Origin of the sequence: Methylocapsa acidiphila B2 (assembly GCF_000427445.1) — a bacterium.
GTDB classification, from domain to species: domain Bacteria; phylum Pseudomonadota; class Alphaproteobacteria; order Rhizobiales; family Beijerinckiaceae; genus Methylocapsa; species Methylocapsa acidiphila.
On record NZ_KE386496.1, the window covers coordinates 2,786,743 to 2,812,131 of the forward strand.

Below are 25,389 nucleotides of genomic sequence, written 5' to 3' on the forward strand. Positions count from 1 at the left end.
ACCATGAGCAAACTCACCGGCCTGTCGCCGTCGAAACCGTCGCTGTCGCCGGCCAAAGCCGCGCTTCTCGAAAAACTGTTGCAAGGCCGACTCGCCGCAGCGCCGGCGGCGGACGTCATCCAACGGCGGCCGCCGGGGCCGGCGCCGCTCTCGTTCGCCCAACAGCGGCTTTGGACGCTCGCACAGATCGAACCGCGCGACGCGACCTACAATATTCCGGCGGCCTTCCTGCTCTCTGGCCGGCTCGACCTTCGAGCGCTTCAGCGCTGCCTCGAAGAAATTTGTCGCCGTCACGAGTCGCTGCGCACGCGCTTCGAGACCAGCGACGGAGCCGTGGTTCAAATCGTCGACCCTCCCGGCCCGACGCCGCTCCAGGAAGAGGATCTGACGCATCTCCCGGAAGACGAGCGCCGCGCCAAAGCGCTAAGGCTGGCGCAAGAGGACGCCCTACGGCCCTTCGACCTCGCCGCCGGCCCGCTGGTCCGTTTCCGCCTCTGGCGGCTTTCGGGCGCCGGCGGGGCAGCCCCGTCGGATTATGTTCTTTTCGCAAACTTGCATCACATCATCGCCGACGGATGGTCGATCGACGTCCTTACGCGGGAAATATCCGAAATCTACCGCGCCTTCGCCGCCGGCGCGCCTTCGCCTTTGCCCGAGCCCGCGATCCAATATGTGGATTTCGCCTCCTGGCAGCGGGGCCAGCTGCAAGGCGACCGTCTCGCCTCGGAGCTCGATTATTGGCGCCTGCAGCTCGAGGGCCATTCCGGTCTTCTCGACCTGCCGCGCGACCATCTCCCAGCTCATGCGCCGCGCCGCGCCGGAGCGAGCCATGCCTTTCGCATCGAGGAGCCAGTGGCCCGGGGGCTGCGAGACCTCGCGCGGCGCGAGGAGGCGACCCTCTTCATGGTCCTGCTCGCGGGTTTTTACGTTCTGTTGCATCGCACCTGCGGCGAGACGGATCTATGCGTCGCGAGCCCGGTCGCAAATCGCAGTCGTCTCGAAACTGAGGGCCTCATCGGCTGCTTCGTGAACACGCTGGTCCTGCGGACGGAGCTCGCCGGCAATCCGACCTTCGTCGAGCTTCTCCGCCGCGTCCGCGAGACCGCGCTCGGCGCGCAGGCGCATCAGGATCTGCCGTTCGAGCGCATCGTCGAAGATCTGCGCCCCGAACGCGCGCTCGGCCGCAATCCGCTCGCGCAAGCGATGCTGACGCTGCAGAACCCGCCGGCGCGCAACCTGGCGCTGCCAGATTTGCAGCTGACGGCGATCGAGCTTTCGACCGAGACCGCCAAATTCGACCTGTCTCTCGGTCTGACCGAAGAATCGGACGGAGGACTGAGCGGCGCGCTCGATTATGCCGCAGATCTTTTCTCGACGGCGCGGGCAAGCCGCATGGCCGAGCAGTTTTCGACGCTGCTCGAAGCCGCAATGGCCGACCCGACCCGGACCATCGCCGATCTGCCGCTGCTGAGCGACATGCGGCGCCGGACCGTCCTTGATCTCGGACGCAGGACCGAATGCGATTGGGGCGCGCAAGGCTTTGTCCCGGAGCTGATCGAGGCGCGTTGCCGTGAGCGTCCTTTCGCGCCGGCGCTGGTCTCGCGCGCCGAAGAGACGACCTATGGAGATCTCGCCCGCCGCGCCAACCGGCTCGCGCATGGGCTGATCGCGCGCGGCGTCGGAGCGGAGGACATTGTCGCGATTTATGCGCGCCGCTCGGTCGAATTCGTGATCGCCGCGCTCGGGATCATGAAGGCGGGCGCGGCCTTTCTGCCGCTCGACCCAGAGCAACCGCCCCTGCGCCTCGCCGCGACCTGCGCGGACGCCCACCCGAAAGCGGCGCTGGTTCAAGCCGGGCTCGTCTTTCCCGAAGGGGTCTGCGACGCGCCCGCCCTGCCGCTCGACGCCGCCGTCAGCGTCTTCGCGGAGGCCCCGGAGGAGAACCCGAGCCGACCCTGCACGCCGGGTCAGCTCGCCTATGTTCTCTTCACGTCCGGCTCGACGGGACGCCCGAAAGGCGTCGGCATCCCGCATGAAGGATTGCGCAACCGCCTTCTCTGGATGCGGCGCGACCTCGCCGTTTCGGAGGCCGACAGCATCCTGCATAAAACCAGCGTCGGCTTCGACGTTTCGGTTTGGGAATATTTGCTTCCGCTCATTTGCGGCGCGCGGGTGATTGTAGCAGACCCCGCGGATCATCGCGATCCGGAACGGATCGCCGAGCTCGTCGCTCGGCACGGCGTCACGATCTTGCACTTCGTGCCTTCAATGCTGGCCGGCTTTCTCGACCTCGCTAATTTGCAAGCCTGCGCGAGCCTGCGGCATCTCGTGTGCAGCGGCGAGGCTCTGCCGCCCGAGCTCAAGAGCCGTTGTCAGAAGAAGCTTCCGGGACGGCTGCATAATTACTACGGGCCGACCGAGGCGACAATCGACGTCAGCGCCTGGGAATGCGGCGCCGAGGATGATGCGCCGATCGGCCATCCTGTCGCCAATACCGAACTCTACATCCTGGACGGGCGGCTAGCTCCGGCTCCGATCGGAGTAGCCGGCGAGCTTTACGCAGCCGGGGTTCAGCTCGCGCGGGGCTATGTCGGGCGGCCCGACCTGACCGCGGCCGCCTTCCTGCCCAATCCTTTCGGCGCGCCGGGAAGCCGCATGTATCGCACCGGCGACCGCGCCCGCTGGCGCGAGGACGGCGGCGTCGACTATCTCGGCCGCCTCGACGGCCAGGTCAAAATTCGCGGCCATCGCATCGAGCTCGGCGAGATCGAGGCCGCGCTGATGCAATGCGAGGGCGTGACGAGCGCCGTCGTCGTCGCGACGAACGAAGAGGCCGGGCGCCGTCTCGCCGCCTATATCGTCGGCGACGCCGAGCCGGAGGCTTTGCGCGAGGCGCTCGCGCGCCGGCTGCCGGACTACATGACGCCGACTTTCTTCCAGCGCCTCGAATCCTTGCCCCTCACGGCCAACGGCAAGATCGACCGCAAGGCGCTGCCGATCCCGGACGCGCAAGACGCCAAATCAGCCAGCTACGCCGCGCCGCGCACGGTGGCCGAGGCGATCCTTGTCGGTATTTGGGCCGACGCGCTCGGTCTCCCGCGCGTGGGGATCCATGATAATTTCTTCGAGATTGGCGGACATTCATTGCTTGCGGTGCAAGTCATCGCAAAGATGAGACAGGAGGGTCTACGGACCGACGTGCGGGCGTTGTTCATGAACCCGACGCCCGCCGGTCTAGCCGCCGCTCTCGGCGACGCCGCCGAATTCGCGGTTCCGCCGAATCGCATACCGGAGGGCTGCGGCGCGATCACGCCCGACATGCTGCCGCTCATGGAGCTGACGCAAACCGACATCGACCGCATCATAGCGGGGGTTCCGGGCGGCGCGGCCAATGTGCAGGACATCTATCCCCTCGCGCCTCTGCAGGAGGGCATTTTCTTCCACCATTTGATGGCGGCCGAGGGCGACCCCTATCTGTTGCGGACCCTCGTCTCCTTCGACTCGCGTGAACGGCTCGAGGCGTTTCTCGGCGCATGGCAGGCTGTCATCGCGCGCCACGATATATTGCGCACGGCGGTCGTCTGGGAAGGGTTGCCAGAGCCGGCGCAAGTAGTGCAGCGGGAGGCGCCCCTCACCGTGGAGGAGGTCTGTTTCGATCCCGCGGACGGCGCCGTCGCCGAGCAAATCTGGACCCGCTTCGATCCGAGGCGCCTCCGGCTCGACCTGCGCCGAGCGCCGATGCAACGCGGCGTCCTCACGCGCGACGATGCCTCCGGCCGCTGGCTGCTGCTGCTACTGACGCATCACCTCGCCATGGACCACAGGACGCTTGAAATCGCGGTCGAGGAAGCGCAGGAGCATCTTCTCGGCCGGAGCGACCTCTCGGCCGCGCCGACGACGCCGTTCCGCAATTTCGTGGCACAGGCGCGGCTCGCCGCCAACGCAGACGAGGACGAGGCTTTCTTCACGGACATGCTCGGCGACGTGACCGAGCCGACCGCGCCCTTCGGCATGTTGGACGTTCAGGGCGACGGCTCGGGCGTCGCGGAGGCAGGGCTAGCGCTGGACGAGAGCCTGGCGCTGCGCCTGCGGGCGCGGGCGCGGGTTTTGGGCGCGAGCCCCGCGAGCCTCTGCCATTTGGCCTTCGCCCAGGTTCTCGCGCGCGTCTGCGGACGCGACGACGTCGTGTTCGGCTCCGTGCTGTTCGGACGCATGCAAGGCGGCGCGGGCGTCGACCGGGCGATCGGCATGTTCATCAACACATTGCCGGTCCGCATCCGGATCGGCGCGGAGACGGTCGCGGCGAGCGCGTGGCGCATGCATCAGTTGCTCGCCGGCCTGTTCAGACGCGAGCACGCCTCTCTCGCGCTGGCGCAAAGATGCAGCAAGGTACCAGCGCCCGCGCCCCTGTTTTCGGCGCTGTTGAACTATCGCCACAGCCCGGCCGAGACGGAGAAGTCAAACGACGCCAAGCGCGCGTGGGAGGGCGTGGAAGTGCTCCACGCCGAAGAACGCACCAATTATCCGCTGACTCTATCCGTAGATGATTTCGGCGAAGGGTTTCGGCTCACCGCGCAAACGCAAAACCCGATCGATCCAGCGCGACTCTGCGCCTTCATGCGGGTCGCGCTCGAGCGCCTCGTCGACGCGCTCGAGACGGCGCCGGATACGGCGGCGCGCGCGATCGACGTTTTGGGCGCCGAGGAGCACCGGCTCATATCCGCGCAACGGGGCGAGGGCGTCTCCTTTGCGCATGCGGGCTCGCTCGCCGCGCTGTTCGAGGCTCAGGCGGCGCTGAGGCCCGAGGCCGTCGCGGTGAGCTTCGGCGACGCTTCGCTCAGCTACGGCGGCCTCAACGCGAGCGCCAACAGGCTCGCCCGCCATTTGCGCCGGCTCGGCGTCGGACCCGAGGTCCGCGTCGGCCTCCGCCTCGAGCGCTCGCCCGCGATGATCGTCGCCATCCTCGCCGTGATCAAGGCCGGCGGGGCCTATGTCCCGCTCGATCCCGCCCATCCGCAAGAGCGCCTCGCCTGGCTCGCCGAGGACGCGAGCCTCGCGCTTCTCCTGACCGAGGAGGCCCTGCGCGCGAATTGCCCCGAGCATTGGCCCGAGGCCGCCCGGGTCCCGCTGCTGCGCCTCGACCGCGACGCGGCCTTGTGGGCGGACGAGCCAGAGGACAATCTCGCCGACGCGAGCCTTCAAGACCAGCTCGCCTATGTCATCTACACCTCAGGCTCGACCGGCAAGCCCAAGGGCGTCCTCGTCAGCCAGCGCAATCTGGTCCGCCTCTTCGCCGCCACGCAGGAGTTCGGCTTCGGCCCGGACGACGTCTGGACCCTGTTCCATTCCACCGCCTTCGACTTCTCGGTCTGGGAGATGTGGGGCGCCCTGCTCCATGGCGGACGCCTGGTCGTGACGCCCTATTGGGCGAGCCGCGACCCCGAGGCTTTCTACGACCTCCTCCGCCGCGAGAAGGTCACCGTGTTGAACCAGACGCCCTCCGCCTTCCGCCAATTGCTCGCGAGCGAGGCTTTCGCCGCCGGCCGGCGCGATCTCGCCCTGCGCCTCGTCATTTTCGGCGGCGAGGCGCTGGATCCAGCCTGCCTCCTGCCCTGGCTCGCCCGTTATGGCGACGCGCGGCCCCGCCTCGTCAACATGTATGGCATCACCGAGACCACGGTGCATGTGACCCAAGCCGATCAGGATCTGGCCTTGGCCCAACAACGCCGCACGCAACAACATGCGGCGCAACAACACACGACGCAAGACCAAGCCGGCGGGCTCATCGGCCGACCCTTGCCCGATCTTTCCGCCTATCTGCTCGACGACGCCCTGCGGCCCGTCCCCCAAGGCGTCGAGGGTGAGCTCTACATCGGCGGCGCGGGCCTCGCACGGGGCTACCACAACCGCCCGGACCTCACCGCCGAGCGCTTCATTCCAGACCCCTTCGGCGGCGCCGGCGCGCGCCTCTACAAGACCGGCGACCGCGCCAGGCTGCGCGAGGACGGGCGCCTCGACTATCTCGGCCGCATCGATCTCCAGGTCAAAATCCGCGGCCATCGCGTCGAGCTCGGCGAGATCGAGGCCGCTATCAGACTATCCCCAAACGTCGAAGACGCCGTCGTCGTCCAACGAAAAGATAACGCCAGCGAGGCGCGCCTTGCCGCCTATGTGGTCGGCGCCTGGGACGTGGACGAGCTGCGGGCCGAACTGCGGCGCGCCTTGCCAGACTATATGGTCCCGGCCGATTTTGTCCGCATGGACGCCCTGCCTCTCACGGCGAACGGCAAGATCGATCGCCGGACGCTGCCGATCCCGGATGCGCAAGACGCTCTATCGATCAGTTATGCCGCGCCGCGCACGGAAATCGAAGCGATCCTCGCCGGAATTTGGGCCGACGCGCTCGGCCTTCTCCGCGTCGGCGTTCATGACAATTTCTTCGAGATCGGCGGACATTCTCTTTCCGCGACAAAACTCGTCGCGCGCATAAGGCGCGATCTCGGCGCCGAAATCGCGCTTCGCGCGCTGTTCGAGGCCCCGACGGTCGCCGAGATCGCGCGCCTCATCCCACATAGCGGAGCGTCGGCCCGGCCGGAGCGCATCGGCGAAATCGGCCGCGGCCTGCGCGCGGCCGCGCTGGCGAAAGGCGATCCCCTTCCTCTCTCCTTCGCGCAACAAAGACTGTGGTTCCTAGACCGGCTCGAGCCTGCGAGCCCATTCTACAACATCGGCCTGGCCCTGCGCCTCACCGGGCGCCTCGACGTTCTCGCGCTGGAGCGGAGCCTGCGCGACATGGCGCGTCGCCACGAGAGTCTCCGCACATGCTTTCCACTCGTCGACGGGCGACCGATCCAATCGATCGCTCCCGAACCGACCCTCCGCCTTGCACGCGGCGCAGTCGAGGGCGAATCCAAGCAGGATTGGGCGGAGTCCGCGCGCCGCCTTATCTCAGCCGAAGCGCAAATGTCCTTCGATTTGGCGAGCGGGCCTCTGATCCGGGCGCGCCTGCTGGAACCAAACCAACAGCAAGCCGTCGACGACGAGCAACATGTCCTCATCTTGACCTTGCATCACAGCATCGCGGACGGCTGGTCGCTGGACATTATGTTGCGTGAAATCGCGCAAAACTACGAAGCCGTCCGCTCCAGCCTGGATGCGTCTCATGCGGATCTGCCGGTTCAATATGCGGACTACACGCTGTGGCAGCGCGCTTTTCTGGAGGGAGCGGAGCTCGATCGCCAACTCGCCTATTGGCGCCGGCGCCTCGCCGACGCGCCCGAGTTGCTTGCGCTTCCGACCGACAAGCCGCGCCCCTTGGAGCAAAGTTATGCAGGCGCCATTTGCCGTTTGCCGCTCCCGCCGGGTTTGATCGGAAAGATCGACGCTCTGGCGCGCCAAAATGGCGCAACGAGGTTCGTGACCCTACTCGCCGCGTTCAATCTCCTGTTGGCGCGCTACAGCGGACAGGACGATATTTGCGTAGGAACCCCGGTCGCAAACCGCCGATGGACCGAGCTCGAGGGATTGATCGGCTGTTTCGTCAACATGCTGGCGCTTCGCGCCGATCTCTCCGGCAATCCGCGCTTCACCGAGCTGCTCGCGCGCGTGCGCGCCGTTACATTGGAGGCGCAAGATCACCAGGATCTTCCCTTCGAGCGTCTGGTGACGGAACTCGGCCTTGCCCGGGATCTCGGGCGAAACCCCTTGTTTCAGGTCTGCTTCGCCGCGGAAAACAAGCGGGCGCAGCGCATCGCTCTGGATGATCTCGCCATCGAGCCTATCGAGGTCGAGACGACGACCGCGATGTTCGACCTCTCTCTCGACGTCGTCGAGGACGATGACAACGCCTTCGCTGTCTTCGAATATAATTCCGACTTGTTTCTTCGCGCCACGATCGAGGGCCTCGCGGCAAATTATATCGCCCTCGTCGAATCGATCGTTGCGCGGCCCGACGCGCGCATCAATGCGTTTCCAACATCGACGCCGCAAGAAGGGCGCGCGCTCCTGGAGCTGGGTGCAGGCGCCGCGGCCGAGCCCGGTCCCGCCGCCGATGTCGTATCGCTGATCGAGGCGAGCGCGAGGCGTTTTCCGGATCGCCCCGCTGTAGCGGACGGCGAATATTTGTTGACTTATCGAGACCTCAACATTCGAGCCAATCGTCTGGCGCATCGCCTGATCACGCTGGGCGCAGGGCCGGAGGCCATCGTCGGCGTTCATATGGAGCGCTCGATCGCGCTCGTCGTCGCGCTCCTCGCCGTGCTCAAGACCGGCGCCGCCTATGCGCCCTTGGATCCTGAATATCCGGCCGAGAGATTGCGCGCAACACTCGAGGATTGCCGTCCCGCGCTTGTCTTGTCATCCAGCCGCAAAGCGCATGAATTCGCGGCTGGATCGCCCGTTCTCGACCCTGAGGCCGACGTCTGTCTCGATTGCCCGGAGAGCGACCCGGCCGTCCAGATCGACGGCCGAATGCTCGCCTATGTCCTTTTCACTTCCGGCTCGACAGGACGGCCCAAAGGCGTCGCCGTCCCCCATGCCGCGCTTGCCAACAGGATCGCTTGGGGCCTCGCGCAATTCGACCTTGGCCCCGCCGACGTCATGTTGCAAAGGACCTCGGCCAGCTTCGACGTGTCCGCGTGGGAGATCTTTGGCGCGATCGCCGCCGGGGCCAGCCTCGCGATCGCCGGACCCGAGGCGGCCGCGGACCCGGATCAACTCGTCGCGCTGATCCGACGCCATGGCGTGACAGCGGTCGAATTGGTCCCATCGCTTCTTCGCGCGCTCATGCTTTCCCCGCGCTTCCGCGATTGCCGCACATTGCGCGTGGTCTGCTGCGGCGGAGAGGCGATGAGCGATTTGCTGCGCGCTGAATTCCAGGCAGCGCATAACGCACGCCTCTTCAACATGTATGGCCCGACCGAGACGACCGTCGACGCATCATTCTGGAACTGCGGCGCATCGGCGGATGATCCAACAGGCGATGGCTGCGCGCCGATCGGACAGCCGATCCGCGATGCGCGCCTTTATGTGCTCGACCGCGCGTTGAATCTTGCGCCGAGGGGGGCGATCGGAGAGCTTTATATCGGCGGCGCGGGCCTCGCGCGCGGCTATTATGAAAGGCCCGGACTCACGGCGGCGAGCTTTATTCCCGATCCGTTTGGCGATCCAGGGGGGCGGCTTTATCGCAGCGGCGATCTGGCCCGCTGGCGCGCCGACGGCCTGTTGGAGTTTCGCGGCCGCGTCGACCGGCAAGTCAAGCTGCGCGGATTTCGCATCGAGCTCGAAGAGGTCGAGGCGCGCCTGGCCGAGGCCCCAGGCGTGCGCGCGGCGGCCGTCGTCGTGGAAGCGGACCGCGCCGGCGAAGGCCGCCTCGTCGCCTATGTCGCGACCAGCGACTCCCATGCGACCCAGGAGTCGGTCCGACGCTATGCCCGCTCGGTTCTGCCGAACTATATGGCGCCGGCGGTCATCGTGTTGATCGATGAGCTGCCGCTCGACGCAAATGGCAAGATTCGTCGATCCGAATTGTCGCGGCCCGGCTCCGCCGCGCACGCGCAAGCCGGGGAAATCCGCCATGATCCGCCGATCGGCGCATTTGAGTCGCGGATCGCCGAAATTTGGGCAGAAGTTCTCGGTCTGCCGCGCGTCGGTCGTAGCGACGGTTTCTTCGAGCTTGGCGGCCATTCGCTTCTCGCCGTGCGCCTCGCCGCACTCTTGGGCGATCGCCTGCAAATCGAGGTTCCGCTCGCGGCCGTCTTCCAATATCCGACGGTCGCGGCCCTCGCGGAACGACTGCGGGCCAAGCGCGAAAGCGGGACTTCGCCGCTGGTCGTGATCCGCGAAGGACGGGCGCCACTCTATGTTTTTCACACGGGCGTCGGGCATGTCCAAGGCTACCAACCCCTGATCGCGGCTCTCGATCCACGCGATCCCGTCATCGGCGTCCAGATGCGGGCTCTGGAAAATCCGGAGATGGAGGCGCAGGATTTCGAGAGCGCGACGGCGGATTACGCCGAGGCGCTTCGGTCCCGCCATCCTGGCGGCGCCTATCGCCTTCTCGGGTGGTCGCTCGGCGGCCTGCTCGCGCTCGGCGTCGCCGCGCGGCTGCGGGACGCGGGCGACGAGATCGGCTTCCTCGGCCTTGTCGACGTCGACTGTCCCCAAAAGCTCGCGATGGAAGATTGGGCGGGCCGCCTCATGGAGTTTCTGCACGATCCAGAGGATCGCGCGCGTCTCGCGGCCCTGCCGAAGGACTTGACGGCGGAGGCGGGACGCCTTTTCGCGCGGGTCCCTTGCGCCGAACGCGCGGCGACGGCAGCCCTTTGGGGGCGCGAGAAAGGCCTGTGGCTCAACGAAGCGTCGATCGAGGCTTTGAGCCTCGAAACCAAATTATGGCGCCATGTCGCGGCGCTCGAAGACACGTTCGCGCCGCCGCGCTTCGCCGGCGATCTCCATCTCTGGCTGGCGACGCGCGGCCTCGCGGTGAACGGCGCCGCCAGGGTGGATTGGGCCGCGCTCTCGGGGGCGAGGTCGCGCGTGGAGACGATCGAGGGCGATCATTTCTCCATCGTCGCAAGTCCTCGCCTCCATGCGTCGCTCCGCGAGATCCTGGCGGCTCTCGATGAGCGCGAAGGCCGAGACGGCCAAAAAAATGCGTAGGTTTTTCGGGCTCTTTGTTCCCGCCGCCGTCATCATCGTCGGAGCGCTCGCGGCTTTCGTGATTTACGCGATCAGAGCGCCTTTGCCCGACGACGACGGCTTTCTCCCCCTCCCCGGTCTACGCGCGCCTGTCGAAGTCGCATTCGACGATCTCGGGACGCCGAAAATCACGGCGCAAAACCGCCACGACGCCTTTCAGGCTCTCGGTTTCGTAACGGCGCGAGACCGTCTCTTCCAGATGGATTTGATGCGGCGCCAAACGGCGGGACGGCTCGCCGAAATTTTCGGAGGCGCGACGCTCGAAATGGATCGCTGGAACCGGGTCATGGGCTTCGGCCGATTGGCCGAAGACATTCTCCCCCGACTTCCGGCGGCGCAACGCGAAGCGCTTGAAGCCTACGCCGCCGGCGTCAATCAAGCGATCGCCTCCGCGCGCATGCCGGCGGTCGAATTCACCTTGTTGAATTACCGCCCCGAGCCATGGCGGCCGCAGGACAGCATTCTTATCGTGCTGGGGATGCAGAGCCTGCTCACCTGGTCGGCCGAGCAGGAGCGGACGGCGACGGTCATGCGGCGCGCGCTGCCGCGCTCGGTGGTCGATTTTCTGACCCCGGAAAGCGATTGCTACAATGAGGAGATTGCCCCACGCGACCCCGGCCGTTGCGCCGCCGACGCCCTGCCGCTCCACGATCTCATCGAGGTCATGAACGAGGCGCACGCGCCGGGCTCCTCGGCGCTTCATTTCGTCTCCGGCTTCGGCAATCCGCGCGGATCGAACGCCTGGGTCGTCGGCCCGGCGAAGACGACCGATGGGCGCGCCATTCTCGCCAATGACATGCATCTCGAGCTTTCGGTTCCCGATGTGTGGTATCGCGCCGAATGGCGCTATCCGGGCGCCAACCTATCCGGGCTGACCCTGCCCGGCGTCCCCTTGCTCATCGCGGGAAGCAATGGCGCGCTCGCCTGGGGCCTGACGAGCGTGGAAGGCGATTTCGTCGATCTCGTCCAAATCGACGCCGTTCCGAATGATCCGGACCAATATCAAACTCCGGTGGGCGCTCGTTCCTTCGAAAGCCGGATCGAGACCATCCACATTCGCGGCGGCGCCGATCTATCGCTCCAGGTGCAGGCCACCATCTGGGGGCCATTGCTCCCGGAGCCGCTGCTCGGTCATCGCGTGTCCGCGCATTGGACGGCGCTCGATCCGGCGGCGACGGATCTGGGCCTCGGCGACCTCGCCGAAGCGACGACGGCGGCGGCCGCGATCGCCGCACTTCATCGCGCAGGTGGGCTGCCCCTTAACGTGCTCCTGGCCGACTCGGCCGGGAACATCGCTTGGACCTACGCGGGCAAATTTCCAAATCGCCGTGGCATGGACGGGCTTTTCAGCGAGTCATGGGCGGACGGGCGCAAGGGCTGGGACGGCTATATTCCGGCGGAGGAGCTGCCGAGCCTAATCAATCCGCCCAGCGGCTTTCTCGTCAACGCCAATCAAAGAATGCTGGGCGGCGAATATCCAACCGTGATCGGGCATGATTTCTCCGGCGGCTATCGCGCCTGGCGCATTTCGCGCCGGCTGCAGGCGCTCAACCGGGTCGGCGAGCGCGACATGCTGGCGCTGCAGCTCGACGCGGAAGCGGATTTCTATCGCTATTATCAAAAAGCGGCGCTACGGGCGCTCGAGGGCGAGGACGCTTTGGGTCCGCTTCCCGCCGCCGATCTCGCCCGCGCGATCGCAGGATGGAACGGCCGAGCCGAGACCGGCTCCCTGGGCGTCGCCCTGCTGGCGGCCTTTCGCGAAGAACTCGTCGAAGCGGTGCTCGCTCCTCTGCTCGCCAAATGCCGCGAGCTCGATCCGACATTCTTTTACGGATGGACCAGCGCCGATCTGCCTGTCCAGCGGATCATCGACAGCGGCCGCGCCGAATTGCTGCCGGACCGACAACGCTTTCGCGACTGGCCGAGCTTTCTCCGCTCCGCGCTTCTGAGCAGCGCGCAAAAGCTGGCGGCGCGTCAAAACGTCGAGATCGGCGCCCTTCCGCAACTGAGCTGGGGCGAGGTCAACAAGGTCGAAATCCGTCACCCGCTCGCGGACGGACTCCCGGTCTTGCGGGGTCTCCTCGACATGCCGCGCGAGCCGCTCGCCGGCTGTGGAAACTGCGTTCGATTGGCGAATGGGAAATTCGGCGCCAGCGAGCGCTTGGTCGTCGCGCCCGGACATGAGGCGGACGGCATCCTCCATATCCCCGGAGGGCAGTCGGGCCAGTTCGGCTCTCGCCATTATTCCGATCAGCAGAAGAGCTGGCTCGAAGGGCTGCCGACCGAATTTTCCAATGGCGAGATCTCCCACCGATTGACGCTGGAGCCGCGGCCCTGACGATCCGTGCGAGGCCGGAGCGCGCCGGGGTTGCGGGTCGATAAATTTTGCGTCCAAATATGGCGGCGCCAAACCGCTCTGAACGTCTATTTGTATCGAGGCGGCTTGCGCCTTCTAATAAGAAAGCGTGCGGAATGGTGATGACGAGCCCGCCGGCGACGAGCGCATTCGCCCGGCGAAACGGGCGATTGCGGAGCGCCGCGCTCCTGGCGGCGCTCCTCGCGACGGGCGCCGCTGGCGCGATAGGCTGGCGCCAATGGAATTCGGTGAGCGAGACCTTAGGCGAAGCCTATGAAACGCGGCCGGTCGCCTTGGGCGTCGTTGAGAAAACGGTTTCGGCCACAGGGTCGGTCAAGGCCCTCGTCACGGTCGACGTGGGATCGCAGCTCTCCGGCCTGATCGCGGAAATGAAGGTCGATTTCAACGATCCCGTGAAGGCCGGGGATCTTTTAGCCGTCATCGAGCGCGCGCCCTACGAGGCCAAGGCCGCCTCGGCCGAAGCCAGTCTCGCCATCGCCCGCGCCGATGTCAGCCAGAGGGAAGCCGCGATCGCGCGCGTCATGGCGCAGATCGCTCAAGCGAAGCGCGATCTCGACCGATCGGAGGTTCTAGCGCCGCGGGGCTTCGCCTCCCATGTGCAGCGCGATCAATATGAAACCCAATATCAGATGGCGAAAGCCGATCTCGCCAGCGCCCGCGCCCAGCTCGAAGCGGCCCAAGGGACGGTCTCGCTGCGCCAGGCGGATCTCGCCAAGGCGAAGATCGATCTCGGCTATACGCTCATTCGCTCGCCGATCAATGGCGTCGTCATCGACCGCAAGATGCAGCCGGGCCAAGCCGTCGCGGCCGAATATCAAACCCCGGTCCTGTTCCAGCTCGCCCAGGATCTGTCGCAAATCCTGATCTACGCCCAAGTCGACGAGTCCGACATAGGCGCCGTGCGGCCAGGCGCGGCGGTGACCTTCACGGTCGAGGCCTATCCCGACGAGACCTTCGAGGGCAAGGTGGACCAGGTGCGGCTCGCCGCCGCGAAAATTTCCGGCGTCATCACCTATACGGTGGCGATCCGGGCGCAAAATCCGCAGCAACGGCTCTTTCCGGACATGACCGCCACAGTCCGCATCGTCGGCGCGCGGCGCGAGAACGTGCTCCAAATTCCCAATGACGCCTTGAGATTCCGCTCCCGGCCGGCTGGGGACGGAAGGGATCAGCCGGAAACGGCCGTCGTATGGACGCCGGGCGCAAGCGGTTCGCTCGAGCCTCGGACGATCGCGCTCGGCCTCAAAGGCGACGCGACGACGGAAATTCTCAGCGGGAGCGTTCAGGCGGGCGACATGGTCGCGGTCCGAGCTGGACGCGGGAAGGACCAGGGGAAGTCCTGAGTGACGGGCGGACCAGACGCGCAATCCGAGAGGCGGCCGGTCATCGCATGCTCCGCCTTGACCAAGACCTATGATCTCGGCGTCGAAAAGGTGCGCGCCTTGCGGGGCGTGACTTTTTCGATCGCGCGCGGGGAATTCGTCGCCATCATGGGCGCATCCGGGTCCGGCAAATCGACCTTGGCCAATCTTCTCGGCGCTCTCGACACGCCGACTTCGGGAGAACTCATGATCGACGGACAATCGGTCGCGGGCCTCTCGAGCGACGCGCTCGCGCGGCTGCGCAACCACGACATCGGCTTCGTGTTTCAGCAATTCAATCTGCTGCCGCGGATGACCGCGCTCGAGAATGTCATGCTCCCGCTCCTTTACGCGCCGCGTGGACGCAAGAACGGAGCCGTCGACGCCCGCGCAAGGCTCGAAGAGGTCGGGCTCGGCCGACGCATGGATCACAGGCCGGCGCAACTTTCCGGAGGCCAGCAGCAGCGCGTGGCGATCGCCCGGGCTCTGATCAACGATCCCCGCATCGTGATCGCCGATGAGCCGACCGGCGCGCTGGACACGAAGACCTCGCAGGACATTATGGAGCTTTTCCTGAAGCTTCACGCGGAAGGGCTCACCATCATCCTCATCACCCACGAGCCGGACATCGCCGCCTATGCCGGCCGACTGCTGCGCTTTTCCGACGGCGAGCTCGTCGAAGACCTGACCCGGCGCCCGCAGAATCAGGGTCGAGAGAGAGCGCGATCGTGAGCCTCGGCGCCTTGATCGCGGAAGCCGTCGCCGCGCTGCGGCTCAGCGCCTTGCGCAGCGCCCTCACGGCGATCGGCGTGATCATCGGCGCGGCTGGCATCGTCGTCCTTGGCGCCGCGGGCGGCGGCGCCAACGCCAAGATCGAGGAGCAGCTCAACGCGATGGGGACCGAAAATCTCATCGTGAACGCGGTCAAGGTCGAGAACGCCGGCGCGCACGGTCCGGTCGCGCTGTTGACCGACGAGGACGCCAAGGCGATCGCCGAGCGCGTGCCTGAGATTCAATTCGTCTCGCGGGAGGTCTACAGCAATGTAACTCTCGTCGCAGGGAACGCGAGCTGGACCACGCAATATTGGGGCGTCGACGCCTCTTACGCCGACGTGTTTAACGTAAAAATCGCTGATGGTCGTTTTCTCGACGCCGACGACATTCGCTCCGGCGCCAAGGTGGTCGTGCTCGGCCCGACGGTCGCGCAAAAACTGTTCGGCGACCAATCCCCCATCGGCCGCTCGCTGCGCATGGGCGGCGCTCCTGTGCAGGTGATCGGCGTGCGCGCGAAGCTCGGCTTCGTCGGCGGACAAGACTACGATAATTTCATCATCACGCCGATCACGACGGCGCGCGCGCGCTTGCCGAAAGCCGCGCAGGCGAGCCCGCACGAGCTCGACCAAATCGACACCAAGGTCTTTCCCGGCTCGGATAGAACAGCCGCCAAGGACGCGATTTTGGCGTTGCTGCGCGAACGCAAGCATATCCCCGCCAGCGCGCAAGACCGTTTCACGGTTTTCGATACGGCGCAATATGTCGAGTTGATGAACGCCACCCATTCAACATTGAGCTGGCTGCTCGCGGCGACAGCCGCGATCTCGCTCGTCGTGGGCGGCGTCGGCATCATGAACATCATGCTCGTCTCGGTCACCGAACGGACCCGCGAGATCGGTCTGCGCCGGGCGATCGGCGCCCGCCAACGGGACATTCTCGCGCAGTTCCTGACCGAGGCCATCGTCCTTTGCGCCGCCGCGGGCTTCGTCGGCCTCGCGCTCGGCGTCGCCTTGAGCGCGTTGGTGGCGCGGACATCGGGTTGGCCTCTGATCGTCACGCCGCAAAACATGTTGCTGGCTTTAGCGGCTTCGGTCGGGGTCGGCGTCGTCTTCGGCTATGTGCCGGCGCGCAAGGCTACAGCGCTCGATCCGATCGAAGCGCTGCGTCACGACTGAAGACGGGATAAGGGAGAGTAGGGCCGGCTATTCGTCCCGGTCCCTCGCCATTCTATCGAAATCGACCTGTTCATGAATTTGGATCGATTGCCGGTCGATTCGGCCCGCAGCTTCTGATCAGGCGTAGCTCCGACGAAGGCCACTGAGGAAGCCGCCATATTCGTTCGTCTGGCTCAGCGCCAGCCCTCCGCTATAGGCGGCGAAGGCCAACTGGCCACGGAGGGTCGGCGCCACGAGCACACCCTGGCGATACAGCGTCTCTTGCGGTCCCCATCTAAGCTTTGAAGGGTCGTTTCCGGTCGACAGATTGACGATGTCGAACCGCTGGTCGACGGCCCATTTGATCGCCTCGGCGACCACGGTCGTCATGATGCTATATTTGCTCCAATCCGGGTTAAATCCCGAATAATAAAGATAGAGTTCCTTGCCAAACACGAAACCGATTCGCGACGCCACGACCTTCCCCGCCACCAAAATTTCAAAAACCCGAAGGCTGTCGCGCTCGGCCATGGCATGCGCGTAATCGCGGAGAAACCGTCTCGATTTCTCCGCCGCGAATACGTCGCGATGCCTAACCATGTCGGCGCGAGCCGCGCGCGCTTTGTGCAGGAGGAAAAAACGAGAAATGGCGGCAGCCGACTCGTCGGGCCGGTCGATGACGCGAAACGTGAAGGCATGGCCGTCGCGCTTTAGGGAATTATAGCATTTCCGAAGCGCTTCCTTGGTGTTTCTCGACAGTCCGGCCTTCAACTCGTCCCAGGAGCGCGGAAGCCTCAAGTAGTAATCCGGCACATCCTTGACCGCCCTCAACGAAATCGAATCGTCGAGCTCGCCAGCAAGGTGCGCGTCCTTATGGATGCCGCCCCATTTGAGCCAATCCCAATTCTTGTCCCTCTCGATGAAATATGCGCTCAAAGCCAGCATGGCCCTATATTGATCCGCCGGCCGGCAAGCGAGCCCACGAATTTCCGTCATGTTCGGATCGGCGCCGAAAAACCCGAGCTCGCGCAACGGGAATAGTCGTGAACGGGGCCTACGCGTGAGCATCATCGGCGCAACCGCGATCAGCCTGGACGCCGCATCGCGAACGACATGCGCGTAGAACGAGTCCCGAACATATATGTTGTCGGAGGGCATATGTCGCCACCACAACATATTCCATAATGGGCCTGTGAAAGGCAGGCGCGGGCTCAATTCGGCGTCGAGATCCTCCCATTCGGAACAGAGTCGCCAAAGAGATTCGGGGTCGGTCACAGCCTGAACGGTCAGCACGATACGACCCTCAACATGCGTTCAAACGCCTTGAGCCCGTAAAATTCGACGGACCCCATTTCCGCGCGATACCTTTCATGCATGCGTTTGTAGCTTTGCCTGACGAGCGTCTGAACGCCCGGGCGATGCATGAGCGACGGGCCTATGCGATAATGCAAGGAGACTTGCTGCATGAATAAAGCGCCGAAACGGCGAATGGTCCGCGCGTAGAAATCGACATCCTCCATGAGCGGCAAGTCGGGGTCGAAGCCGTTCACCGCAATGACGCACTCCCGTCGAACGACTCCTGCGCTGCAAACCAACATGGTTTCGCCGAAGAGCATGCGCGCGGCGAAGGCCACATGCGGGCCGAACTTTTGACAGGTTGCGGCGCGGCGCGCGGCGCGCGAGAAAAACGCCCGCTCATGAGAAAGTTGCGCTTCGTCGAAGCCGAATGGCTCGACCGTCCCGAAAACGACCCCGATATCGGGAGTCGCAGCGAAGACCTTCTTGATGGCGCGGTAGTGTCCATCCGGCACGATGTCGTCGTCATCGAGAAAATGCATCAGCGCGCCGTTCGCTAGCGGCCAGGCCAGATTGCGCACAACCGCGGGCTTCCCCCCCGAAGGCTCCGAATTTCTAACATAGCGTATGCGCGGATCGGCGAAACGCGACACGGTTGCCTCGGCCGAACCGGAAGGACAATCGTCGACGACGATAATTTCAACAGACGCGTCCGTCTGCCGGAGAGCGCTGGCTATGGCGTCGACCAGCGTCTGAGGCCTGCGAAAAGTAGGAATAACGACGGTAATGTCTGGAATTTCAAATGAAATAGGATTTGCCATTTTGAATATGACGTCCGTCATTCCTCCGCCAACGGAACAATCGCAACAGACACACGAACGAAGGTTGGACGGACAATCGTCTAAGAGCGAAGCGCTGCTTGAGAATTCAGTAAGAATAGTAATTAATCTCAGACTTGGATCTGCAATACGACTGAAATGTAAACGGGCGCCCCCCGTTGCGCCTCGTTCAAATATATGACTTGCATAAGTCTAATGTGAGCCTCTTAAAGTAAATTGCTCAAAAATTCTATATTTTTTCGGACTTCAGCGTAGAAGGCCTATCCGATCGAAAAGACGCGAGGCGCGATGGCCTACGCATCCTTGAAGCCACAACACATATTTCTTGTCGCAGACCCTGACGTTCAACGCCTTAGAAAGCTGACGACATTCGTTAAATGTTATATGCCTGCGGCGCGCCTTAGGCTCTAGATAATGAATTTTTCAAAGATACCGCAAACTTGGCTCGGGCGCAAATTTCCAACCTGTGTCGCAACCAAGGCGAAGGAGCGATCTTTCTGCCGAATTCAGATCATCTCAAGTCAAATTGATGCAAAATCCAACAGAGATCGTATCCTCTCGGCTCCAACCCCTATATTCCCTTCAATTCGCCCGCCATAGGCGACATGGGGGATCGGCTCGCTGTCCGCGAGCAGCTATGATTTGCGCGCGGAAGCGCCGAAAGGCGAGGCGCCTTATCAAGCGATTTGATTGTCGACGCAAATAAGCGTCAATCATCGCTCAAGGGATGGAGGTCGCGCACCATCGCTTTCACCCGTTCATCAAGCACATGCGTGTAGATCTGCGTCGTCGAAATATCGGCATGGCCGAGCAATTCCTGCACGACGCGAAGATCGGCGCCATTCTGCAACAAATGGCTCGCGAAGGCGTGGCGCAATACGTGCGGGCTCACCCGAGCCGCCCCAATTCCCGCCGCGCTCGCGCAGAGCTTGAGGTCGCGCGCGAACGCCTGCCGCGCGACATGGCCGCTCGCGCTGTCGGCCGGAAATAGCCAAGGTCCCGCGGCGGCGCCGGGAAGCGTTTCTTCGAGGAGGGCGCGATAGGCGCGAACCGCGCGACGGGCCGGCGCCGAGACCGGGGCCAGGCGTTCGCGCCCGCCCTTGCCACGAATATTGAGAAAAGGCTGCTCGCCCCGCGCCGCGCTTTTGGGCAATGCGACGAGTTCCGACACGCGCAGCCCCGTCGCATAAAGAAGCTCGAGGAGAGCCGCGACCCGAAGCGTCCGCAAACGCTCAGCCGGCGGGCGGGCGCCATCATCGAGGCCTTCTTTCGAGACGTCGAGCAGCCGGTCAACCTCGGCGATGGACAGGACTTTCGGCAGACTGCGGCCACGACGGGGCCCTTCGAGGATGGCGGCCGGATCGTCGGCGCGGCGGCCCTCGGCGAGGAGAAAACGGTGAAACTGGCGCAGCGACGATAATTTCCGGGCGCTCGACGTGGGCTTCAATCCACGCGCCTCGAGCGTCGAAAGATAGGCGCGAATATCCTCGGCCCGCGCCTGAAGGGGCGTCTTGCCGGCGCCGGCGAGCGCCGCGACATAATCGACGAGGTCGCGCGCATAGGCGTCAAGCGTATTTTTGGACGCACCCCGCTCGGCGGCGATCATCTCGAGAAAAGCGTCGATCAGATCCGAGCGCCTGCCGGCCGTGGCCATCGCCCGAGCCTATTTGTTCAGCCGCGCGGCCGGAATCGCCTGGCTCATCTCGCGCGGGTGCGGGTCGACGAAAGCGACGAGCGCGAGCATGCCGGCATAGCCCAGTCCTGCCAGGATCGCGAGCGTGATGAGGAAGCGAATAAGCGTCGGCAAGTCGTTCTCCGCGAGTGGCGCGCCTAGCGCATATCCCGATTCGATGGAATCGATCCAATCGACAGAACATGCTCCAACTTATTGATCTCGAGCGAGTCCTTGTCGACTGGACGAGTCCATCCGATCGAAACGCGCTCTAGAGTTCGTTTTGGGGCGCAATCGCCGCCGCTTCGCGCTCAGAAAACGCAGCCGAATAGAAGTTTGAGCGGCGTTCGGAGTCCAGCGAATTCTAGAGGGTCCATCGCAAGACATATCCGCAAGCCGTTAACAATTGACGACGCTTCGGCGCTCGGACTGCGCGGCGGACGGACGGCGGGCGCCATTCAGCGCCTCTCCGTCGGCGCCGCCTATCTCGACGTCGAGTATTTGGGACGGCGCCTCGCCTGGAAGCCTGACGCGCGAAAAATCCTCCGCGCGGCCTATGCCGCCCCGCTCGGTCAGGACCCGCAAGACCTTGCCGATCTGCGCCTCGTGATGCGCGCGCAACGCCGCGGCGCCTGCGTCGCGCAGCCTCTGCGCTCGTTCCTTGACCTCTCGAGCGGCGACGGGCGGCATTTTCGCGGCGGGGGTTCCGGGGCGCGCTGAAAATGGAAAGACATGCAGATGGGTGAGGCCGCAATCGCCGATCAGCGCGAGGCTGTTGCGAAACTGGGCTTCCGTCTCGGTGGGGAAACCGGCGATGAGATCGGCGCCAAAGACGAGATCCGGCCGCCGTCGGCGCAGTTCGGCGCAAAAGCGAAGGGCGTCGGCGCGGCTGTGGCGGCGCTTCATCCGCTTCAGGATCAGATCGTCGCCCGCCTGCAAGGAAAGATGGAGATGCGGCATGAGCCGCGCTTCATTGGCGAAAGCGTCGATCAGATCGGCGTCGGCCTCGACGCAATCGATCGAGGATAGTCTCAGCCGCGCAAGCTCGGGCGCGGCGCGAAGAATCGCCCGGACGAGGCCGCCGAGGCGTGGCGCGTCCGACTGGTCCTCGCCATAGGAGGTCAAATCGACGCCCGTCAGCACGATTTCTCGAAAGCCTTTGTCCACCAGACGGCGGACCGCGGCGAGGATCTCTCCGGGCGGCGTCGAGCGCGAGCGGCCGCGCCCAAAAGGAATGACGCAAAAGCTGCAGCGGTGGTCGCAACCGGTCTGGACGGCGAGAAACGCGCGGGTATGGTCTTCAACGCCTTCGCTCAGCGCCTGAGGGCCGGCGCGCGAGGCCATGATGTCCGCGACCTCGACCTTCGCAGAAACCCCGGCGCGCTGAGCCCAAATATTCGGATCGGTTTTCTCAACATTGCCAATCACCTGGGCCACTTCAGCCATCTCGGCGAAGCGGGCGGGATCGATCTGGGCGGCGCAGCCGGTCACGACGATCTCCGCGTCCGGGCGCTCGCGCTTGATCCGGCGAATGGCTTGGCGAGCCTGACGGGTCGCCTCCGCCGTCACCGCGCAGGTGTTGACGATGACGAGGTCCTCGCGGCCATGCGCCGAGGCGGCGCGCCGCATGGCCTCGGATTCGACCAGGTTCAGCCTGCAGCCGAAGCTCACGACCTCGACGGACGCCGGGCCGTCGCCGGCGCTCGCCTCGGGGGCCGTGATCATGCCGCGAGATCCGCGAAAAGGGCCGGGTCGAGCCTGGTCTCGAACTCGAATTCGACCGGTCCGGTCATCACTACAATGTCGTCGCTCTCCCGCCAGGCGATCTCGAGATCGCCGCCGGGAAGGCTTACGACCGCCTCTCGCCGGGTCAGGCCCTTCCGCGCGCCGGCGACGAGAGCGGCGCAAGCAGCCGAGCCACAGGCCTTGGTCAGGCCGGCGCCGCGCTCCCAGACGCGCAGGGCGATATGGGCCGGGGAGAGCGCCTGCGCCAGAGAGACATTGACCCGATCCGGGAACATTGGATCATGCTCGACCAACGGCCCGATCGCCGCGAGATCATAGACGTCAAGAGCGGCGACCCAGAAGATCGCATGGGGATTGCCCATATTGACGACGGAGGGGCCAGACAGAACCGGCGCCGACTCGGGACCAATGCGCAGCCCAATCGCGCGCGTGTCCTCAGCCGGATCGCGCAAGGGAATTTCATTCCACGCAAGACGGGGCCGGCCCATCTCCACGGAAAAACGCAGCTCGCCGAGCCGCCGGCACTCGAGCCGGCCGGCGGCGGTCTCGACCGCGAGAACGTCGCGCGCGCCATCGCGCATCAGGAACCAAGCGACGCAACGCGCGCCATTGCCGCAAGCGCCGGCCTGCGAGCCGTCATTGTTGAAAATCGTCACAAAGGCCTCGGTTCCGGCCGAAACCGGGTCCTGCAGCGCCATCAACTGATCGAAGCCGAGACCTCGAGCGATCGCGCGCGCCTCGGCGCCGCGGACCGCCACCCCGCCGCCGCGCACGTCGAGCACCAGGATCTCATTGCCGAGGCCGTTCATCTTGGTTACTAGCCTGTTGGCGAGAGGGCTCATGGCGGATTTCATTCATCCCTGGTTTAGCTTCCATATAGGAAAAACATGCGGGAACGGCCATCGTTTTGTCGAAGCTTTGGCGTTCTCATGGAATGAAGCGGCCAAGCCGGCCGGTTCGATTCGTTTCGACGATCAAAGCCGGAGCCGGGAAGGGCGCGCGCGGCGCATCAGGAGCTGCACATGAGGTTCGGCGAATTCAACGGATTTGCGAGCGCCGTCTTGGCTCTCGTCGCGCTTTTGGCCTTGGCGGCGAGCCCGCCAGCGGCCGCCGAGACGCGTTTCGCAGCGGCGGACAAAGTCGCGCCCGAGGAGGCTCCCCCGACGGCGGCGCAGGAGACCGAGACGCCCAACACGGCGCCCGGCGTCCCGAGCGATGCGACGACAGTTACGCTCGAGGTTGCCGCCCGGCCTGTGGCCTTCGTCGCAGGCGACTCGGACTGGGCCAATGGGTTCAAGGCGATCGGCGACGCGATCGCCAAGGTCGAGACGGCGGTCAAGACCGCCAATTTGACGCCGGCGGGGCGGCCTTTCGCGGTCTTCCTGTCGACCGACGACAATAATTTTCACTTCGAGGCCATGGTGCCCATTCCGGTCAAGCCGGAGGACAAAACCGAACTCTCGGACGGGGTGAAGCTCGGGGACTCGCCATCCGGGAAGGCGATCAAATTTCTTCACCGCGGCGCTTATGACGACATCGATTCGACCTATGATCTCATCACGGCCTATCTCGATGAAAAAGGCCTGGAGGCGCGCAATCTCTTCGTCGAGGAATATCTGACCGACACGAAAGAATCGAATGACGCCACGCTCGAGGCCGATATTTACGTGTTCTTGAAGTAAGCGGCTCGCCAGCGCGTCAAGCGTCCGCGACTTCGACGGCCTCTTTGGCCTCGCGCTGCGGCGCGAGGCCAAAATAGCTCTGCATGATCCGGTCGCGATAGGCGACGAGATTGGCGCGCCCCTCCGCCGCGGTCCGGATCGGCGTGTCGAAGGCCGGCGCCAGCATATGCGCGACAAAGGCGAACACAGTCGCGTCGGCCGCGCAGGGCTTCGCCCCCATCAGGAATGTCTTGTCGCCGAGGAGGACGGCGAGCGCATCGATGTCGCGAGTCGCGAGGATCGCGATTTCCTCCTGCGAATGGCGGCCGAAGCCCTGTGCGATCAGATTTCGCGCGACCTTGCGGCGGACATAGCTTCGCACGAGCGGCCGGACGAAGGCCGGGGCGGAGTCGAAAAACCGCGCCGGGCCTTTTGTGAAATTGGCCAAGTCGAGCCAGCGCACCGCGAGCAAGGCCAGATAGAGATGGTCCTCGCACATTTTCTCGATCGCCCAGGCCGCGGCCCTTTGCGCGGGGTCGAGGCCGGCGTCGAAGTCGAAGCCGTATTTCTTCTCGATATGAAACCGGATGAAGGTCGAATCGGCGACGATCTCGCCGTCATCCTCAATGTAAGGCAGCTTGCATTTTGGGGCGCGGCCATAGCCGCCTCGATCTTCCGCATAGGGCAGGCCGGCGAGCTTCAGAAGCATCATGGCCTTGGTGACGAAGGGACTTCCGTCCGGCAGGCCGAAATAGGGGCCGAACGTATAGAGCGTGATCATGCGGCGGGCCTTATCTGAGCGGAAGACTCGAGGAGGAGCGAGCGAGGATCAATGCGTGCTCGTCGCCGTCACGTCGCTCGGCTCGACGGAAAATTCGATCGCGTCGATCTCGGCCCGACCGACGAGCGTCGCCAAGGCGACATGGAATGGCACGACCACGTGAGCATGCGGCACGGGCGCGAGCCAGGCCTCGATGTCGCGGTTCTGCGCCATGAAGCGCGCCGAACGCGAATCCCATTTATGGCCGGACACCGGCGCGTAGCGCGCCGCACAGACGGAGACCGGACCGGAATAGCCTTTGACCGCCACATCCTTGGTCCCGACATAGGAAAGCGTGACGTCGAACCGGATGTAACCATCATAAATCGGGATCGTGCGATTGCAGGCGGCCGGCCCCACGAGGGGCTGATCTTCCGGCACCGCCATGATGAAGGCGCTGGTCGGATCGAGAATATTGCGCTTATGCGCGTCGGTGACCGGAACCCGGCCTTCGCGATCTTCCCAAGGCGGGACGATTTCCACCGATTTGACGGTCCCGGCGTTGAGCGCCATCCGCACGGTCCGAGTCTCGTGCGAGCTCGAGGAGGTCGTGGCGAAAGTGGCCGGCAGAGCGACTCCCTTGCGAAGCGCGCCAGTCGACGCCAAAGCCATTTTTACGTTGGCCAGCATCGCGGCGATCCCGGTCAACCGCGCGTTGAGATCGACGCGATAATTCGCCGCTCCGAGCGAGCCGGCCGCCGCCACCTCGCCGATATGGAGCCCAACGAGGCTCACGGAATAGCGCGCACGCACGACATCGGCCGAGGCGGCGCCCACGCCGAGGCAGCATAGGGCGACGCCTATGCGTAACGTGCAAGGCTTGGCGAAAGCGCCGATTCGCGATGCGCCATCCGCCAGAGCCTTGCCGAACCTCGCTGCTTTTGCGAGCCTCGCTGGTTTTGAATGGAAGGCGGTCCGATCGGCTGCCGGCGGCATGCCCATTGCCTTGCGGCCGTCTCGATCGCCCCTGGCTGCTGAGCCGCTGTGCAAG

14 protein-coding genes are annotated in these 25,389 nt (G+C 64.8%); 6 read left to right on the plus strand and 8 right to left on the minus strand.

From position 1 onward, the window contains the following. Window positions 1–3: 3 nt before the first annotated feature. The 5 genes from METAC_RS23940 (at window position 4) to METAC_RS0115650 (ending at window position 16,385) form a co-directional block, all read left to right on the plus strand. Window positions 4–10,659, plus strand: coding sequence for a non-ribosomal peptide synthetase (locus METAC_RS23940; protein ID WP_198017230.1), 10,656 nt, complete (start codon window positions 4–6; stop codon window positions 10,657–10,659). Further along, entirely contained in the window at window positions 10,622–13,036 is a 2,415-nt protein-coding gene (locus METAC_RS0115635) for a penicillin acylase family protein (protein WP_198017231.1), read from the plus strand. Before METAC_RS23940 ends, METAC_RS0115635 begins: the two co-directional genes overlap by 38 nt. A 134-nt stretch (window positions 13,037–13,170) precedes the next feature. Further along, window positions 13,171–14,418 (plus strand): efflux RND transporter periplasmic adaptor subunit, encoded by a 1,248-nt coding sequence (locus METAC_RS23945; protein WP_051335617.1) that lies wholly within the window; start codon window positions 13,171–13,173, stop codon window positions 14,416–14,418. After that, window positions 14,419–15,168, plus strand: a complete 750-nt coding sequence (locus METAC_RS23950) for an ABC transporter ATP-binding protein (protein WP_051335618.1) — start codon at window positions 14,419–14,421, stop codon at window positions 15,166–15,168. Continuing rightward, a complete protein-coding gene (locus tag METAC_RS0115650; protein ID WP_026607773.1) occupies window positions 15,165–16,385 on the plus strand; it encodes an ABC transporter permease in 1,221 nt (406 codons plus the stop codon). The genes METAC_RS23950 and METAC_RS0115650 overlap by 4 nt, the downstream gene beginning before the upstream one ends. Window positions 16,386–16,502: 117 nt before the next feature. Here the strand turns inward: METAC_RS0115650 and METAC_RS0115655 are convergent, their stop codons facing one another. The 6 genes from METAC_RS0115655 to dapF form a co-directional block, all read right to left on the minus strand. Next, window positions 16,503–17,657, minus strand: coding sequence for a GNAT family N-acetyltransferase (locus METAC_RS0115655; RefSeq protein WP_026607774.1), 1,155 nt, complete (start codon window positions 17,655–17,657; stop codon window positions 16,503–16,505). Continuing rightward, window positions 17,651–18,502 carry a glycosyltransferase family 2 protein gene (locus tag METAC_RS0115660; protein ID WP_051335619.1) on the minus strand — a complete coding sequence of 284 codons (852 nt, stop codon included), beginning with the start codon at window positions 18,500–18,502 and terminating at the stop codon, window positions 17,651–17,653. Before METAC_RS0115660 ends, METAC_RS0115655 begins: the two co-directional genes overlap by 7 nt. 706 nt (window positions 18,503–19,208) lie before the next feature. Further along, on the minus strand, window positions 19,209–20,153 hold the full coding sequence (locus tag METAC_RS0115665; RefSeq protein ID WP_026607776.1) for a site-specific tyrosine recombinase XerD: 945 nt from the start codon (window positions 20,151–20,153) through the stop codon (window positions 19,209–19,211). Window positions 20,154–20,162: 9 nt separating this feature from the next. Further along, window positions 20,163–20,306 carry a histidine kinase gene (locus METAC_RS25900; RefSeq protein WP_084143693.1) on the minus strand — a complete coding sequence of 48 codons (144 nt, stop codon included), beginning with the start codon at window positions 20,304–20,306 and terminating at the stop codon, window positions 20,163–20,165. Between the two features lie 264 nt (window positions 20,307–20,570). Beyond that, window positions 20,571–21,896, minus strand: coding sequence for a tRNA (N(6)-L-threonylcarbamoyladenosine(37)-C(2))-methylthiotransferase MtaB (mtaB, locus tag METAC_RS23955; RefSeq protein ID WP_051335620.1), 1,326 nt, complete (start codon window positions 21,894–21,896; stop codon window positions 20,571–20,573). Further along, entirely contained in the window at window positions 21,893–22,759 is an 867-nt protein-coding gene (dapF, locus tag METAC_RS0115680; RefSeq protein WP_026607777.1) for a diaminopimelate epimerase, read from the minus strand. Before dapF ends, mtaB begins: the two co-directional genes overlap by 4 nt. Before the next feature lie 180 nt (window positions 22,760–22,939). Between dapF and METAC_RS0115690 the strand changes: the two genes are divergently transcribed. Next, complete coding sequence (locus tag METAC_RS0115690) at window positions 22,940–23,599, plus strand: GyrI-like domain-containing protein (protein WP_026607779.1); 660 nt, start codon at window positions 22,940–22,942, stop codon at window positions 23,597–23,599. Window positions 23,600–23,615: 16 nt separating this feature from the next. Here METAC_RS0115690 and METAC_RS0115695 read toward each other — a convergent pair whose 3' ends face one another. Then, entirely contained in the window at window positions 23,616–24,359 is a 744-nt protein-coding gene (locus METAC_RS0115695) for a glutathione S-transferase family protein (protein WP_026607780.1), read from the minus strand. 48 nt (window positions 24,360–24,407) lie between these two features. Continuing rightward, window positions 24,408–25,334, minus strand: a complete 927-nt coding sequence (locus METAC_RS23960) for a DUF3108 domain-containing protein (protein ID WP_084144028.1) — start codon at window positions 25,332–25,334, stop codon at window positions 24,408–24,410. Between the last annotated feature and the right edge of the window lie 55 nt (window positions 25,335–25,389).